General features: G+C 28.0%; 16 protein-coding genes and 2 riboswitches. Of the genes, 12 read left to right on the top strand and 4 right to left on the bottom strand.

Annotation, left to right across the window (positions count from 1 at the left end):
- Nucleotides 1-123: 123 nt before the first annotated feature.
- From TVTCOM_RS03370 to TVTCOM_RS03385, 4 genes are all read right to left on the bottom strand, one after another.
- Entirely contained in the window at nucleotides 124-1,323 is a 1,200-nt protein-coding gene (locus TVTCOM_RS03370; RefSeq protein WP_434798437.1) for a sensor histidine kinase, read from the bottom strand.
- A gap of 2 nt (nucleotides 1,324-1,325) precedes the next feature.
- Entirely contained in the window at nucleotides 1,326-1,997 is a 672-nt protein-coding gene (locus TVTCOM_RS03375; protein WP_434798438.1) for a response regulator transcription factor, read from the bottom strand.
- A 137-nt stretch (nucleotides 1,998-2,134) separates the two neighbouring features.
- A complete protein-coding gene (locus tag TVTCOM_RS03380; RefSeq protein ID WP_434798439.1) occupies nucleotides 2,135-2,821 on the bottom strand; it encodes a DUF4956 domain-containing protein in 687 nt (228 codons plus the stop codon).
- Entirely contained in the window at nucleotides 2,815-3,570 is a 756-nt protein-coding gene (locus TVTCOM_RS03385) for a polyphosphate polymerase domain-containing protein (protein WP_434798440.1), read from the bottom strand. The genes TVTCOM_RS03380 and TVTCOM_RS03385 overlap by 7 nt, the downstream gene beginning before the upstream one ends.
- Nucleotides 3,571-3,725: 155 nt before the next feature.
- Nucleotides 3,726-3,902: riboswitch (cobalamin riboswitch) on the top strand.
- A gap of 204 nt (nucleotides 3,903-4,106) precedes the next feature.
- On the opposite strand from TVTCOM_RS03385, the gene TVTCOM_RS03390 reads away from it, so the two are divergent.
- From TVTCOM_RS03390 to TVTCOM_RS03445, 12 genes are all read left to right on the top strand, one after another.
- On the top strand, nucleotides 4,107-4,823 hold the full coding sequence (locus TVTCOM_RS03390; RefSeq protein WP_434798441.1) for an energy-coupling factor ABC transporter permease: 717 nt from the start codon (nucleotides 4,107-4,109) through the stop codon (nucleotides 4,821-4,823).
- Nucleotides 4,823-5,152 (top strand): energy-coupling factor ABC transporter substrate-binding protein, encoded by a 330-nt coding sequence (locus TVTCOM_RS03395; protein ID WP_434798442.1) that lies wholly within the window; start codon nucleotides 4,823-4,825, stop codon nucleotides 5,150-5,152. Before TVTCOM_RS03390 ends, TVTCOM_RS03395 begins: the two co-directional genes overlap by 1 nt.
- Nucleotides 5,139-5,828, top strand: coding sequence for a cobalt ECF transporter T component CbiQ (gene cbiQ, locus TVTCOM_RS03400; RefSeq protein ID WP_434798443.1), 690 nt, complete (start codon nucleotides 5,139-5,141; stop codon nucleotides 5,826-5,828). The genes TVTCOM_RS03395 and cbiQ overlap by 14 nt, the downstream gene beginning before the upstream one ends.
- Before the next feature lie 2 nt (nucleotides 5,829-5,830).
- Nucleotides 5,831-6,661, top strand: a complete 831-nt coding sequence (locus TVTCOM_RS03405) for an energy-coupling factor ABC transporter ATP-binding protein (protein WP_434798444.1) — start codon at nucleotides 5,831-5,833, stop codon at nucleotides 6,659-6,661.
- Nucleotides 6,662-6,777: 116 nt separating this feature from the next.
- The gene (gene hemA, locus TVTCOM_RS03410; protein ID WP_434798445.1) at nucleotides 6,778-8,019 is read left to right on the top strand and encodes a glutamyl-tRNA reductase; all 1,242 of its coding nucleotides are present in this window, start codon (nucleotides 6,778-6,780) and stop codon (nucleotides 8,017-8,019) included.
- Nucleotides 8,020-8,029: 10 nt separating this feature from the next.
- The gene (gene hemL / locus TVTCOM_RS03415; protein WP_434798446.1) at nucleotides 8,030-9,325 is read left to right on the top strand and encodes a glutamate-1-semialdehyde 2,1-aminomutase; all 1,296 of its coding nucleotides are present in this window, start codon (nucleotides 8,030-8,032) and stop codon (nucleotides 9,323-9,325) included.
- 145 nt (nucleotides 9,326-9,470) lie between these two features.
- Nucleotides 9,471-9,633: riboswitch (cobalamin riboswitch) on the top strand.
- A gap of 102 nt (nucleotides 9,634-9,735) precedes the next feature.
- On the top strand, nucleotides 9,736-11,262 hold the full coding sequence (locus tag TVTCOM_RS03420; RefSeq protein WP_434798447.1) for a cobyric acid synthase: 1,527 nt from the start codon (nucleotides 9,736-9,738) through the stop codon (nucleotides 11,260-11,262).
- A gap of 8 nt (nucleotides 11,263-11,270) precedes the next feature.
- The gene (locus tag TVTCOM_RS03425) at nucleotides 11,271-12,635 is read left to right on the top strand and encodes a cobyrinate a,c-diamide synthase (protein ID WP_434798448.1); all 1,365 of its coding nucleotides are present in this window, start codon (nucleotides 11,271-11,273) and stop codon (nucleotides 12,633-12,635) included.
- A 1-nt stretch (nucleotide 12,636) separates the two neighbouring features.
- Nucleotides 12,637-13,590: an adenosylcobinamide-phosphate synthase CbiB gene (gene cbiB, locus TVTCOM_RS03430; RefSeq protein WP_434798449.1), complete on the top strand. Its 954-nt coding sequence runs from the start codon at nucleotides 12,637-12,639 to the stop codon at nucleotides 13,588-13,590.
- A gap of 19 nt (nucleotides 13,591-13,609) precedes the next feature.
- Nucleotides 13,610-14,680 carry a pyridoxal phosphate-dependent aminotransferase gene (locus tag TVTCOM_RS03435; RefSeq protein ID WP_434798450.1) on the top strand — a complete coding sequence of 357 codons (1,071 nt, stop codon included), beginning with the start codon at nucleotides 13,610-13,612 and terminating at the stop codon, nucleotides 14,678-14,680.
- A gap of 1 nt (nucleotide 14,681) precedes the next feature.
- Nucleotides 14,682-15,584: a GHMP family kinase ATP-binding protein gene (locus tag TVTCOM_RS03440; protein ID WP_434798451.1), complete on the top strand. Its 903-nt coding sequence runs from the start codon at nucleotides 14,682-14,684 to the stop codon at nucleotides 15,582-15,584.
- Nucleotides 15,557-16,186 (top strand): cobalt-precorrin-8 methylmutase, encoded by a 630-nt coding sequence (locus tag TVTCOM_RS03445; RefSeq protein WP_434798452.1) that lies wholly within the window; start codon nucleotides 15,557-15,559, stop codon nucleotides 16,184-16,186. Before TVTCOM_RS03440 ends, TVTCOM_RS03445 begins: the two co-directional genes overlap by 28 nt.
- The last annotated feature ends 6 nt before the right edge of the window (nucleotides 16,187-16,192 follow it).

The raw sequence follows: 16,192 nt of genomic DNA on the forward strand, positions 1-16,192 counted from the left end.
ATGCTCCCTTCATAGTGACAGTTTTATTATTTTACCTGTCTACTATAAAGGGAGCATATCATAAATTACATACAGTCTTTTATATATTTATATAAAATAGCCAATTAAAAATATATTTTATTTTTACAAAGAAAGTGGTAATTCCACAGTAAAAGTTGCATCTTTATTAAAATTACTAGAAGCGTAAATTTTACCTTTATGTTGATCAACAATAGATTTTGCAATGGATAGGCCCAAACCGTATCCTCCAGTTTCTCTATCTCTAGAATCATCTACTCTATAAAATCTTTCAAATATTTTACTTAACTTATCTTTAGGAATTCCATCTCCAGTATTTTTAATTATTAATTTAGCTGTATTTTTATCTGTAACTAATGTAACAGAGATAGACCCGCATTTATTTGTGTATTTAACTGCATTGTCCATAAGAATACTAAATAATTTTTTTACGCTATCACTATTACCACTTATCATGATATTTTTACTTATATTAGTTTCTAGTGTGATTTTATTTTCAAAAATTATAGCATCAAAGGTTAAAAGCATACTATCTATAATATTGCTAAGATTCATATTTGAAACTATTAATTTATTTTCTTCCACATCTAACTTTGCAAGAGAAAGCATATCATTTACAAGTTCAGACATTCTATCTGACTGAGAATCAATATACTTAATCCATTTAGATTGATTTTTTATTGTATCTTCAGGGTTGCTCATTAGTAATGAAGTATTTGTTTTAATTATGCTTAAGGGTGTTTTTAACTCATGAGAAGCGTCTGCAATAAATTGCTTTTGCTTATTAAAAGTTTCCTTAATAGGTTCAATACTTTTATTAGTAAGAAAAATACTTATTATTAATAAAATGACAAGGCTTATGGATCCAGCCAAAACAAAAATCTGTATTAATTTTATTTTTAAACTTTCCTCTGAGGATATATTTAATAGTACAATTTTTGAATAATTACCAAATGATCTTTTTTCATATTTATAAGTATAATCATCTATTTTAGTCTTGCCACTATTTTTATTACTTTTATAAATACTGTTTATACAGTTTTGTAACTTTACAGTAGTCATGTCGTAATTTAGATGAACAAAGTAATTGATTATATTGCCACTATTATCAAGTTCCACAATAATATTTCCATTATTGGTTTTTTGTTTTGGAGCATTATTCATAAGTGAATCAATAGTCATATTTGTTTCTCTATTAATGCTATGATTAGTCATAAAATAAAGAAATCCAAAAATACTTATAAAAACTACAGTGAGCAAAGTCATATTTATTAAAATAAATCTTGTTTTTAGTTTTTTAAACATTATTACTCCTCCAGTTTATATCCAGCTCTTCTTATGGTTGTGATTTTAACAGAAGAGTTAATAAAAGTTAGTTTTTTTCTAATAAAAGAGATATAAACTTCTATATTGTTGTACTCCACATCAGAATCAAATCCCCAAAGCTTAGTAATTAAATCATCTTTACTTAAAATATTTCTAGGTCGTTGCATAAAATAGTTTAGTATTTCAAACTCTTTTTGAGTAAGAGTAACTACAGCATCTTTACAACTTAAGTCGTAATTAGATATGTTTAAATTAATATCACCATAACTTAATAAATTATCATTTATTACTTCGCCTTTTCTTCGTGAAATTGCTCTAAGTCTTGCCAATAATTCCTTTGGGTCAAAAGGTTTTGGTAAGTAATCATCAGCACCTAAATCAAGACCAGCGACCTTGTCATCAACTGAGTCCTTGGCTGTTAATAAAAGTATAGGTGTTGAAATATTTTCTTTTCTAAGTTTTCGTAAAATTTCCAATCCGTTTAGTTTAGGAAGCATTATATCTAAAATAATTACATCATAAATATCTGTTAGAGCGTATTCTAATCCATTTTCTCCATCATAAACTGCATCAACACTATATTTATTATTAATTAATATTTGACTTAAAGCTTCAGAAAGTTGTTTTTCATCCTCTACTAATAAAAGTTTCAATATGTTCTCCTCCAAAAAGCTTCAACTTGAGCAAGGTCGTTACCTAAAATTTCATGGCACCGACACGTCCCTCAGGCAAAGCGAATTTTATTATATTATACAACAAAACCCCTTAAAAAATTTTAAGGGGAAACAAATTAATTATAACCATAGCTTGTACTAGAAAGTGTAAGGGTAATATTTAAGTTACCATTTCTACATCTTAACTCATCTAAAAACGATTTCTGATTTACATTAGATTTAAGGTTAATCAAATAAGTTAATTCAAATAAAGAACCAAAATCTCTTGTTCGAACTCTTTCTATGTTATAAGAAGCAGTATAATTATCTAATATTTCTTCAAATACACCTTCGTAATTTAAATCTTCAGGGATAGTAATTTTTAGTTGCATATTTTTATTTTTAGGCTCTGTAAATTTAGTGATATGTAATCCTATCATTACAGCAGACAAAATGAATGTAAATAAAACAGCATAAGTAATATATCCCATACCACAAGTAAGTCCAATTGCTAAAGTGAAGAATATATATGCAATATCTTTTGGATCTCCAGGTGCACTTCTAAAACGAATTATAGAAAAGGCTCCTGCTAAAGAAAAGGCCCTAGCTACATTGTTGCCAACAAGTAAAATAATTATAGATATTATTACAGGTAGCATAATTAAAGTTGTACTAAACCCTGAGTTAAAATTTGATTTTTTATTTGTTTTCATGTAGACCACACTTATTATAATTCCTAAAATAATAGATGTGATTATTACTATTAGAGAATTGGTAAGAGTAAAGGATTCTCCACTTGTTGATGCTATTATTGTTTCTAACATATTTCAGCTCCTATTCCTATTTCATTATTTTCTTTATTATTTAAGCAATAGTTCATAAATTCATTACCATATTTTGAAAAATGAGTTGGATAAATTTCCAATTCAGATATAATTCTTGTAAACCATAAAGGTATGGCACCTAATATTTTTACTTCCATAAGATATTTTCCTTCTCCAACTATATCTTCACCAAAACCTCCTTCTTCCAAGTAAAGGTGGTTTCTTCTAGTTAAAACCCTTGAATCAAAAGTAACTCTAAAATCAGGATTATCCTTGCAGAAGAAAGCATTTCTGTCATAAGAAATAAATACAGTAGGATAAACTTTTGTATTACTAAGATAGTATTTTATTTCACTAAGAACCTGCTTATCCATATAATCTTCAACTATAGGTGGTTTATTATTATAAAGAAATTCATAAGCCTCTCCTAAGGAAAGAGAAAGTCTTCTTTTACTAACGATACCGTTAATTTTCTTCTTTAGTTCCAAGAATACTTTATCCTTATCACTAGTTGGAACCTTATAACTTCTTAGTCTAAGTTTTTCCTTATAATATGGTTTTGATATGGAATGTCTTATGACATCACTATTTTCTGTATCATAATAGATGTTATATATTTTATAAGTATTATTATTTTGGCAAAATTTATCAGGATTCATATAATTCAAAAGTTTTGCAACCAACTGATTATATTGGTTTTCTGTTATTAAAAATTTTTTTTCATAGCGTTTGAATGATTTTATTGCCATATTTATCACCTCTTTAACAATGTATTTTATAGTATGAGTATAAGAATTTAACCTTAAAAGAATCTTAAAGAGAAATTATTAACATATTTTTATGAAAAGAAATTATTTTTATGGAATATATACATAATTTGGTATAGAATTAAATTGTAAGAATAATAATAAAAAATATTTTAGGTTCTTTAACGATTAATAGGGAAAGAGGTGAGATACCTCTACAGCCCCCGTTACTGTAATGTGGACGAAACTCAGAAAACCACTGTGGTGTAAATCATGGGAAGGTGAGGAGTAGAATGAAACTAAGTCAGGAGACCTGCCTAAAATATGAAAAGAAATTTCTTCGGGGTGAAGGAAGTATCTTATTTGAAAACATTTTATGTTGGAAATTAAAAGATACGAACCTAGCCTTTTGGTTAGGTTTTTTAATTATCAACAAATAAGGAAGCACAATATTTAGTTACAACAAGAAAACCTAGTTAAGTGAATCAAAATAATAAGATATACACCCTAAAAATAATCAAAAGGGAGATGTATTTAGTATGAAAAAAAGTAATGTAAAATGGTCATTAATAGCAGCCTTTATGTTAATGATTACACCAGTAGTATCAAATGCAATGCACATCATGGAAGGTTTTTTACCAGTAAAATGGGCCATAATTTGGTGGGTAATATTTATTCCATTCTTTGTAGTAGGACTTAAAAATATTACTAAAATAGTTAAGGAACAACCTAAAAAGAAATTATTATTAGCTCTTTGTGGAGCCTTCGTCTTCGTATTATCAGCATTAAAAATTCCATCAGTTACAGGAAGTTGTTCACATCCAACAGGTGTAGGACTTGCAGCAATATTATTTGGACCTAGTGCAACAGTTGTTTTAGGTACAATAGTATTATTATTCCAAGCCTTATTATTAGCTCATGGAGGAATCACAACTTTAGGAGCAAATGCTTTTTCAATGGCAATTGTAGGGCCATTAGTTTCTTTTGGAATATGGAAACTATGTAAAGATAAAATGGATAAAAAAGTTGCCGTATTTTTAGCAGCAGCCTTAGGAGATTTGTTAACATATACAGTAACATCATTCCAATTAGGCCTTGCTTTTCCAGACCCAGCAGGTGGATTTATGGCGTCAGCAGTAAAATTCCTAGGAGTATTCTTTGTTACTCAAGTACCTATAGCAATAGCAGAAGGATTACTTACAGTTATAATTTATAACTTTATAACTGAAAATGAAGAGAGAGAGGTGTTAGCATAATGCAAAGTACAACAACAAAAAAATCAAGCAATATAAAGATAACTGTGATTTTATTTTTATTAGTGTTAGCTATAATTATTGTTCCATTAATAACTCAAAAAGGTGCAGAGTTTGGAGGAGCAGATGGAGAGGCTGAAGGTGTAATAACTGAAATAAATCCAGAGTATGAGCCATGGTTTAGTAGTATAATAGAACCTGCAAGTGGCGAGATTGAAAGTTTACTATTTGCATCACAAGCAGCTCTTGGAGCAGGAATAATAGGGTATTATATTGGAACTACTAGAACTAAGAAAAAAATGAGAGAAGAAAGATCAAATGATAATAGATGATTATGCATATAAAAATAAGTTGTCCAAAGTAAATCCAAATGTGAAATTTGCCATAGGTATGCTATTACTAATTTTATCTTTGATTAATCCTTATAATTATATATCTTTACTGATTATAGGTATAATGAGTTTTATTATAGTTGGAATTGCAAAAATTGAATTTAAAGATTATATTCATTTTATTAAAACTCCATTGGTATTTTTAATTGTAAGTATAATTATGATACTTTTAAATTTTTCTAAGGATAAAGAATCATTATTATACAGTATAAATTTAGGAAGTTTATACATAGGAGTTTCAAATGAATCAATAGTATCATCAACACGTTTATTTTTTAGAGCATTATCATGTTTGACTTGTATTTATTTTATAATGCTTACAACACCTTTTAATCAATTAATATTTGTATTGAAAAAATTGCACTTACCAGATATAGTTTTAGAAATTTCCATGTTAATGTATAGATTTATTTTTATATTTATGGAAGAAGTTGCAGATATAAGAAAATCTCAAGAACTTAGATTTGGATATATAAATTTAAAAAATGGATATAACTCCTTTGGGTTATTAGTAAATATGTTATTCAAAAGGATGATGATAAGATATGATGAAATGAGTATTGCTTTAGATATGAAGCTTTATGATGGCACATTTTATATTGTAGAGGAAGATTAATAATGTTTAAAATAAATAATTTAACATATCAATATGACAAAAAAAGAAAAGCCTTAGATAATATAACTATGGATTTTAATAATGGTGATATTATTGGCATAATAGGTTCAAATGGATCTGGAAAGTCCACATTATTTAATAATCTAATGGGGATTTTGAAAGCTACACAAGGAGAAATATTATATAAAAATAGTCAGCTTAAATATGATAAGAAAAGTTTATATAATTTAAGAAAAGAAGTAGGCATAGTTTTTCAAGATCCAGAGAAACAAATTTTTTATTCCATGGTATATGATGACTTGGCCTTTGCTCTTAGAAATATTGGTACAGATGAAAAAACTATAAAATCAAGAATTAGCAAAGCTCTAGAAGCCGTTAATGGTGAAGAATTTATAGATAGACCAGTACATAGTTTAAGCTTTGGTCAGAAAAAAAGAGTGGCAATTGCATCAGTAATAGCTATGGAAAATGATCTTGTCTTATTGGATGAGCCAACAGCTGGATTAGATCCAGAAAGTACAAGAGCAATTGTAGATATAATTAAAACAATGTACAAAAAAGGAAAGAAAATAGTAATTACTAGCCATGATATGAATTTGATTTATGACATATGCGATTATGTATATGTGTTAAATCAAGGAAAAATAATTAATGAAGGTAATGTGGAAGAAGTATTTATTGATGAAGAAAAAATAGAAGAAGCAGGATTAGAACTTCCATGGCTTGTAAAACTTAATAAGAATATGAATTTGCCTTTGTTTAGAAAAGAGGAAGATTTATATAATTATTGGAGTGAACATTTTGGGGGGAATCTAAATAAAATAGCAAAATAAAAAAAGACAATATAAGAAAAATAAAATCCATATTTTTTTACGAATATGGATTTTTTTATTATTAATGTTAGAATTTAACTCTCCAATCAATGATAAAGTAAATATGGAGGTAGGAAATGAATATTGCAGTTATAGGTATAAATCATAACTTATCATCTATTAGTATTAGGGAAAAAGTATCCTTTACAGATACAAAAAAAATCGAGGCAATAAATATATTATTAGATGGGGGTATAGATGATGTTGTAATACTTTCTACTTGTAATAGAAGTGAAATTTATATTAGCTGTGAAGATTTAGAAAAGGGTATTGAAGTTGTTAGAAATTTTTATGAAGATTTTTTCAAGTTGGATAATATAAAAGGTTATTTATTTAGTAAGAAGAATGAAGAAGCTATAAATCATTTGTTTATTGTAACTTCAGGGTTAGATTCTGTGGTTCTTGGTGAAGATCAAATTTTAGGTCAAGTAAAAGATTCATATGAGTTTTCTATGAAATTGGGAGCTACAAAAAAACTTCTAAATAAACTATTTAGGGAAGCAATTACTACAGCAAAAGAAGTTAAGACTATAACTAAAATTTCACAACAACCTTTATCAATAAGCTATATAGGAATAAAACTTTTAAAAGAAAAAATAGGGAGTTTAATGGATAAGAATATATTAATAATAGGTTTAGGTAAAATGAACATGTTAACAATAAAGCACCTACAAGAAGAAGTTGTGGGTACTTTGTATGTTGTAAATAGAAGTGTGGAAAAATTTAAAGAAATACAAAGTAAATATAGCAATATAGAATATGTAGAATATAAAGACAGATACAATATTTTAATAGATAATGAAATAGATATAGTAATAAGTGCCACATCAGCACCACATCTAGTCATAAGACGTGAAGACATGCCAAGTATAAATAACCACATTTATTTTATGGACTTAGCACTACCTAGAGATATCGATTTTAAAATTAATGAATTGGAACATGCCAAAGTTTATTGTATTGATGATTTAAAAGAGATACAGCATAGAAATGATGATATGAGAATTAATTTATCAAAAGAAGCTTACGAAATAATTAATGAAAAAATAAAAGAGTTTATTATTTGGCAAGATATTTCTAATATAGACCCAACAATTCAATCTCTTAACAATAAGTGTACTGAAATAAAATATGATACTTTAGATTACATTTTTCGAAAAATTGATTTAAGTCAAAGAGAAAAAAAAATAATTGATAAAATGCTAGCTTCAGCACTAAAAAGAGTGATTAGGGAGCCAATTATTAATTTAAAACAAGTAAAAAACAAAGGAAAAAGAGAAGAATATATAAAAATCATAGAAGAATTATTCGATATTTAGGAGGAGAAACATGAAACATACTAAATCTGAAGAGTTATATAAAGAAGCGGTAAAATATATACCAGGAGGAGTAAACAGTCCTGTTAGATCTTTTAACTCTGTTGGTATAAGTCCAATATTTGCAAAAAAAGCTTATGGAAGTAGAATTACAGATGTAGATGATAATGAATATATAGATTATATTTGTTCTTGGGGACCATTGATGTTAGGTCATAGTAACGAAGAAATATCTAAAGGCATAGGAGAAATGATTGCCAGTGGAATAAGCTTTGGTTTAGCTACAGAAATTGAAGTTGAAATGGCAAAACTAATAGTTGATGCCTGTCCAGCAATAGATCAAGTTCGTATGGTAAACTCAGGAACAGAAGCAACAATGAGTGCATTAAGAGTTGCCAGAGGATTTACAGGAAGAAATAAAATAGTAAAATTTGAAGGGTGCTACCATGGTCACTCAGATGGTTTATTAGTTAAATCAGGTTCAGGAACAATAACTTTTGGAGTACCAACAAGCCCTGGAGTTCCAGCTGATATTGTTAAAAATACTTTAGTATGTAAATATAATGACATAGAAGATGTAAAAAGAGTATTTGAAGAAGATGGTGATGATATAGCAGCCATAATAGTAGAAACTGTTGGTGGAAATATGGGGGTTGTACCAGGAAAGCAAGAATTTATAGAATTTTTAAGAAAAATATGTGATGAATATGAAACTGTTTTAATTTTTGATGAAGTTATCACTGGATTTAGATTGGCTTATAACAGCTCAGTAGGTTATTTTGACGTAAAACCAGATATGGTTTGCTTTGGAAAAATTATAGGAGCGGGAATGCCAGTAGGGGCTTATGGTGGTAAACAAGAAATAATGGAAGTTGTATCTCCAGTAGGTCCTGTTTATCAAGCAGGAACTTTATCGGGAAATCCACTTGCCATGTATTTAGGTAAAAGAAATCTAGAAGTATTAAGAGACAATCCTGAAATTTATGAAGCTTTAAATGAAAAGGCAGGAAGATTAGAGCAAGGAATAAAAGATAATCTAAAAAATTTAAATCTTAACTATACAGTTAACAGAGCAGGGTCTCTAGTTTGCTTATTCTTTAAAGAGGGTCCAGTAGAAAATTATAATGATGCTATAGAAAGTAATATAAAAAAATACAATGCTTATTTTAAGGAAATGTTATATCGAGGAGTATTAATAGGACCAAGTCAGTTTGAAGCTATGTTTTTGTCTTATGCTCATACTAATGAAGATATTGAATATACAATAAAATGTAATTATGAAGCTCTAAAAGTTAGTCATAATTTATAAATTAAAATTTATGAGAAAGTTAAAAAAATAATTATTTAATAATATTTATATATATAAAAAAAATTAATATGTTTTGCATCATAGTAAAAATAACTATAATTAAGATATATAAATTTTTTTATGAAATAAGAAGAAAATTGTAAAATTAAATAAAATTAGTTTAGGTTTTAGGGAAAGAGGTAAAAGCCTTTGCAGCCCCCGCTACTGTAAAACGGATGAAACCATAATTACCACTGTCAATGTTGATGGGAAGGTATGGGAGTAAGATGATGTTAAGCCAGGATACCTGCCTAAATTAATTATATATAAAAATCTCGGGGTGAAGATTTGATTTTATGTTACATAGTAAAATCCTAGCCATTCGAGCTGGGATTTTTTGGTATTTATATAAAGTGGAAAGGATTAATGTTATGGGAAAAAAAATAATGCTTCAAGGAACTGCATCAAATGTGGGAAAAAGCATAATAACTACGGGACTATGTAGAATTTTCAAACAAGATAATTATAAAGTAATACCATTTAAATCTCAAAACATGGCTCTTAATTCTTTTATAACAAAAGAAGGTTTGGAAATGGGAAGAGCTCAAGTTTCTCAAGCTGAAGCTTGTGGAATAGACCCTATTGCAGATATGAATCCCATATTATTAAAACCAAGTGGTAATAACAAAAGCCAAGTTATAGTAAGAGGAAAAGTAGTAGGAGATATGTCTTCAAAGGAATATCATGAGTATAAATTAGAGCTAGTAAAAGTATTAGATGATATATTTGGAGAATTTGAAGAAGAATTTGACATAGTAGTAATGGAAGGTGCAGGAAGTTGTGCTGAAATCAATCTAATGGAAAGAGATATATCAAATATGGGAATGGCACAAATTGCAGATGCACCAGTTATATTAATAGGAGATATAGATAGAGGTGGTGTATTTGCATCTATAGCAGGGACAATGTTACTACTTCCTGAGGAACATAAAAAAAGAGTTAAGGGAGTAATAATTAATAAATTTAGAGGACGAAAAGAACTTTTAGACTCTGGAGTAAAAATGCTAGAGGATATTATAAAAGTCCCTGTTCTAGGAGTCATACCTTACACAGATATAAAAATTGAAGAGGAAGATAGTGTAACCACTCGATTTAAGAAAAAAGTAGACAAGGGAGATATTCATATAGAAGTTGTAAGAACACCTCATATGTCTAACTTTACAGATTTTAATATCTTTGAAACACAAGAAGATGTGAGCCTAAGGTATGTTGATTATGGAGAATCTCTTGGAAATCCTGATATAGTAATTATTCCAGGAACTAAATCTACTATAGATGATTTAATGTTCTTGAGAAAAAATGGCTTAGAGAACCAAATTAAAGAGCTTCATAAAAAAGGAAAACTTATAATCGGTATTTGTGGTGGATATCAAATGTTAGGAAAAATTTTAAAAGATCCTTATCATGTTGAAAATGATTTGGAAGAAGTGGAAGGTATAGGACTTTTAGATGTTGATACGACTTTTGAATTAGAAAAAACTACAACTCAAGTTAAAGCCATATTAGGAGATAACTTACATGGTTACCTTGCAAATTTAAATAAAAAAGCAGTAAATGGATATGAAATTCATATGGGAATGACAAGAAGAAGAGAAAATAGTGATAATTTTGTAACTGTGACAGAAAAACTTGGTGAGGTGGTAAGCTATGAGGTTGGTAGTGTAAATAATCAGTGTAATGTTTTGGGAACTTATCTTCATGGAATTTTTGATGATATAGATTTTACGAGAACCATTTTAAATAATATAAGAAAAATGAAAAACTTAGAACCTATTGAAAGTAAAGTTGAGTCATTTGATGAGTTTAAAAATAAAGAATATGATAAATTAGCTGATTTTTTAAGAGAACATTTAGATATGGAAAAAATATATGAAATAATGAAAAATAGTGACAATTAGGTGATAATATGAAAAAAATATTAATTGCAGGAACAAATAGTGGAGTAGGGAAAACTACAATTTCCCTGGGAATAATGCAAGCATTAACAAAAAGAAATCTAAAAGTACAACCTTATAAAGTTGGGCCTGATTATATAGACCCTTCTTATCATACATTTATAACTGGAAGATATTCAAGAAACTTAGATTCATATATGCTTGAAGATGATAAAATTAAATATATAGTTAAAAATTCTTCGAAAAATGCAGATATTTCAGTGATTGAAGGTGTAATGGGACTATATGATGGATATGGAATTGATTTAGATGATTGTACCAGTTCATATACTTCAAAAATATTAAAAACACCAGTAATTTTAGTTATAAATGCAAAGGCAATGGCAACATCTGCTGCTGCTATGGTACTTGGATATAAGATGTTAGATAAAAATGTAAATATAGCTGGTGTTATTACAAATAATGTGAAAAGTGAATCTCATTATAATACTTTAAAAGAAGCTATAGAAAAATATACTGGTGTGGAAGTACTTGGATATTTTCCTCCAAATAAAGAATTTTCTTTAGAATCTAGACATTTAGGACTAGTACCTTCAGTGGAAATAAATTCTTTAAAAGCTAAGTTTGATAACTTGGCAGAGGAAATAGAAAAGTATATAGATATTGATAGAATAATTGAAATATCTGAAACTGAAGATTTTAATACTTCCTTTAATCTGGAAGACTTCATAGAAAAAAATAAGGTTAACAATAAAACCATAGCCATAGCTTATGATAAAGCCTTTAACTTCTATTATAGAGAAAACATAGAATTATTTGAAAAGTTAGGCATGAATATAAAGTACTTTAGTCCTATTAGTGATAAAAAACTTCCCAAGTGTGATTATGTTTACATAGGAGGTGGATTCCCAGAAATTTTTGCAAAAGAGCTAGATGAAAATAAAGAAATCAGATCTTCTATTATGAATGCTCATCATAATCATATTCCAATATATGCGGAGTGTGGTGGACTAATGTATCTTGGAGAAGAGTTAGAAGATCAAAATAATGAAACTTACAATATGGTCGGAATTTTTAAAGGATGTAGCAAAATGACATCTTATCTTAAAAGATTTGGATATTGTCTAGGTGAGGCTAAGGAGGATACTATTTTAGCTAAAAAAGGACAAATAATTAAAGGTCATGAGTTTCATCATTCAATTTTTGATAGTCAAGAAGAATGTGCTTATTATATGAGAAAATTAAAGAATGGTAAAGTTATTGATGAATGGGAAGGTGGCTACAGTAAGGGTAATACTTTAGCAACATATCTACATACACATTTTTATAACAATTTAGATTGCATATCTAACTTTATAGAAAGAGGACGTGAATAATATGAATATCTTATCCATTTATACAGGATATGCTCTTGATTTAATCATAGGAGATCCTTATTCATTGCCTCATCCAGTAAGATTTATTGGTAAACTTATTAGTTTTGTAGAAAAACAAATAAGAAAGATAACTACAAGTGATAAAGGATTAAAAGTAGCTGGATTCATTCTTTGGTTTGTGGTTGTGGGAGTAACACTAGGTAGTACTTCCATTGTACTACGTTTGTTTCAGTTTAATAAAGTAGCTTACTTTTTAGTAAATTCCATATTAATTTATACAACATTAGCTACAAAATGTTTAAAAGATGAATCTGAAAAAATATATAAGGTATTAAAAACTGGAGACTTGGAAAAATCAAGAATTCAGCTTTCATACATAGTAGGAAGAGATACAACAAATTTAAATGAAAAAGAAATAGTAAGAGCAACAGTGGAAACTGTAGCAGAAAATACGGTAGACGGAATAATAGCACCATTGTTTTATGGATTTATAGGTGGGGCTCCTCTTGCTATGGCATATAAGGCTATTAACACTTTAGACTCAACAGTAGGCTATAAGAATGACAAGTACTATTACTTAGGATTTGCATCAGCAAAAATAGATGATATTGCAAATTACATACCAGCAAGATTAGGTGTAATCTTACTTTCTCTTGGAAGTTTATTTATTGGATTTAATTTTAAAGATGCTTTAAAAATTGGAATAAGAGATAGAAAAAATCATAAAAGCCCTAACTGTGCTTTTTCAGAAGGTGCAGTAGCTGGAGCTTTAGGAATACAACTTGGTGGTACCAATGTTTATTTTGGACAAGAAGTGTATAAGCCAACTATTGGAGATAAAAAAAGAGAAATAGAAATTGAAGATATTGTAAGAACAAATAAAATAATGTATTCATCATCAATAATATCAATAATAATTTTTACAACTCTTTATTATCTAGTAATTGGTTTGTAAATAAAGAAAGGAGGAAGTTATGAAAGATTTAGGACATGGAGCTAATGTGGATATCATGGCAGAAACTTTTAATAAAAATACTGAAGATATAACAGATTTTAGCTCAAATATAAATCCAAAAGTTGTTCCTAATTTGGGAAAATATATTTTGGACGGTTTAAGTAAATGTAAAAGCTATCCAGATATTAATTACACAAAGTTAAGAAGCAATATTGGGAATTACATAAATATTAACCCACAATATATTATTCCAGGCAATGGAGCAACAGAAATAATATACCTTCTTATGAAAAATATAAAAAAAAGATTAGCAATATTAAATCCTACATTTTCAGAATATGAAAGAGGCGCTAAATTAAACAATTTAGAATTGATAAACTTTATGCTAAATGAAGAAGATGAATTTAGTGTAAATTTGGAAGAAATAGAATCCAATATAGATAATTTTGATAGTTTATTTATATGTAATCCTAACAATCCAAATGGAAAAGTAAAAAATATAGAAGAACTTTTAGAAATAATAATAAAAAATGATAAGTTGTTAATAGTTGATGAAACTTTTATGGAGTTTGTACACGAAGAAGAGAATTATAGTTTAATAAAATATGTGGAAAAGTACAAAAACATATTTATTATAAAAGCAGTAACAAAATTCTTTGGAATGCCTGGGCTTAGACTAGGTTATGGAGTTACAAGTAATAAAAAACTTATAAATGATATTTATAGATATAAAGAGCCTTGGACAGTAAATTCATTTGCTGATACTTTATCCAATTATATTTTTAATGATAAAGAATATATAAAATCTAGCAAGGAGTATTATCATAAAGAAAGATCATATATGATAAATGAATTAAGAAAAATTGAAAATATACATGTATATGATACAGATACAAACTTTATATTAATGGAATTAAAAGATATAAGAGCAGATGAATTAAAACTTAAATTATTTAAGGAAAGTAATATCTTAATAAGAAATGCATCTAACTTTATAGGTTTAGGTGAAAAACACATAAGAATAGCAATTAAAAGTCATGAGGAAAACCAATTGATTTTGAAGGAATTAAATAAATTATTGGGAGAATAATATGAAGTCTTATGGAATATGTCCCGCATCTTGTGGTGAATTTGTTCAAGGTATATTAGATAGTGAAGAATACTTATCTTCTTATGCAATTGATATGTTTTCAGTTGCTACTCTTGAAGAAAAAAAAGAGAATATTAATTTAGGGCCTAAAAAATCAAGAAAAGCTATAGAAAAAGTATTTGAAAGATTTAATATTCCACTAAGGGAATGTGAAAATATATCTCTAGAGATTAATAGCAATATACCTATAGGTAAGGGAATGGCCAGCTCCACAGCAGATATAGGAGCAACTATTAAGGCGACCTTATCCATGATAAATAAAGATTTAGGTAATGAAGAAATATCCCGTATTGCTTCGGAAATAGAGCCGACAGATTCTATTTTATTATATAAAAACTCAATTTTTAATCCTGTTAAAGGTAAGGTAAAAAAATATTTATCCAACCTATATAATGGTAGAGTAATAATTTTAGAACCAGATGAAATTTTAGAAACAAATATAATAAGAAGCAATCCAAATTACTTAGATATTAAATTGGAAAATAAAGTGATTATAAATAAGTCCTTCAAATTATTAGAAGAAGGATTAAGAGAAAAAGATTTAAAGTTAATAGGTAAGGCCTGTACTCTAAGTAGTTTGGCAAATGAAAATATACATAAAAAGCCATATTTAAATGAGATTATAGAAATCAGTAATAAGATGGGGGCTTATGGGGTTAATATTGCTCACAGTGGTACAGTTATTGGAATATTAATTGATAATCAGATGGATTATGAGAGAATAATAAGTAATTTGAAAGAAAAATCTTTTAATGATTATTATAAAAAGATACATTTATCCAAAATTATAGGACATAAAGAAAGGGAGGAAATAGAGTGGAATACGTTAAAGACCCTAAGATGATAGAGGTAAAAAGTTTTGAAATTATACAAGGTATAATTGATGATATCAGGCCAGGATATAAATTTAAAAATGAGATAGAAGAAAAGATAATAAAGCGTTGCATACATACAAGTGCTGATTTTGAATACTTAGATATATTAAAAATATCAGATACAGCAGTAGATTCAATAATAAATGCTTTAAACAATAAATGTACAATTTACACTGACACAAATATGGCGCTTAGTGGAATAAATAAAATGAGGCTAAATGCTCTTGGGTGTGAATACAAATGTTTAGTAGCTGATGAAAGAACTAAAGAATTAGCCAAAGAAAAAGGAATAACTAGATCTATGGCAGCTGTAGAAATTGCGATGAAAGAAGAAGGTAAAAAATTATTTGTATTTGGAAATGCTCCAACTGCTCTTTATAAAACTATAGAAATGGTTGATGGTGGAGGAAAAGTTGAAGCTATTGTGGGTGCTCCAGTTGGATTTGTGGGAGCTGCAGAGTCAAAATATGAATTAGAAAAAACATCTATTCCTCACATAGTAGTTCAAGGAAGAAAAGGTGGTAGTAATATTGCTGCAGCCATAATGAATGCTATTTTATATGCAATGTAAGGTTTG

It is taken from the genome of Terrisporobacter vanillatitrophus, assembly GCF_051148895.1.
Lineage (GTDB): Bacteria > Bacillota > Clostridia > Peptostreptococcales > Peptostreptococcaceae > Terrisporobacter > Terrisporobacter vanillatitrophus.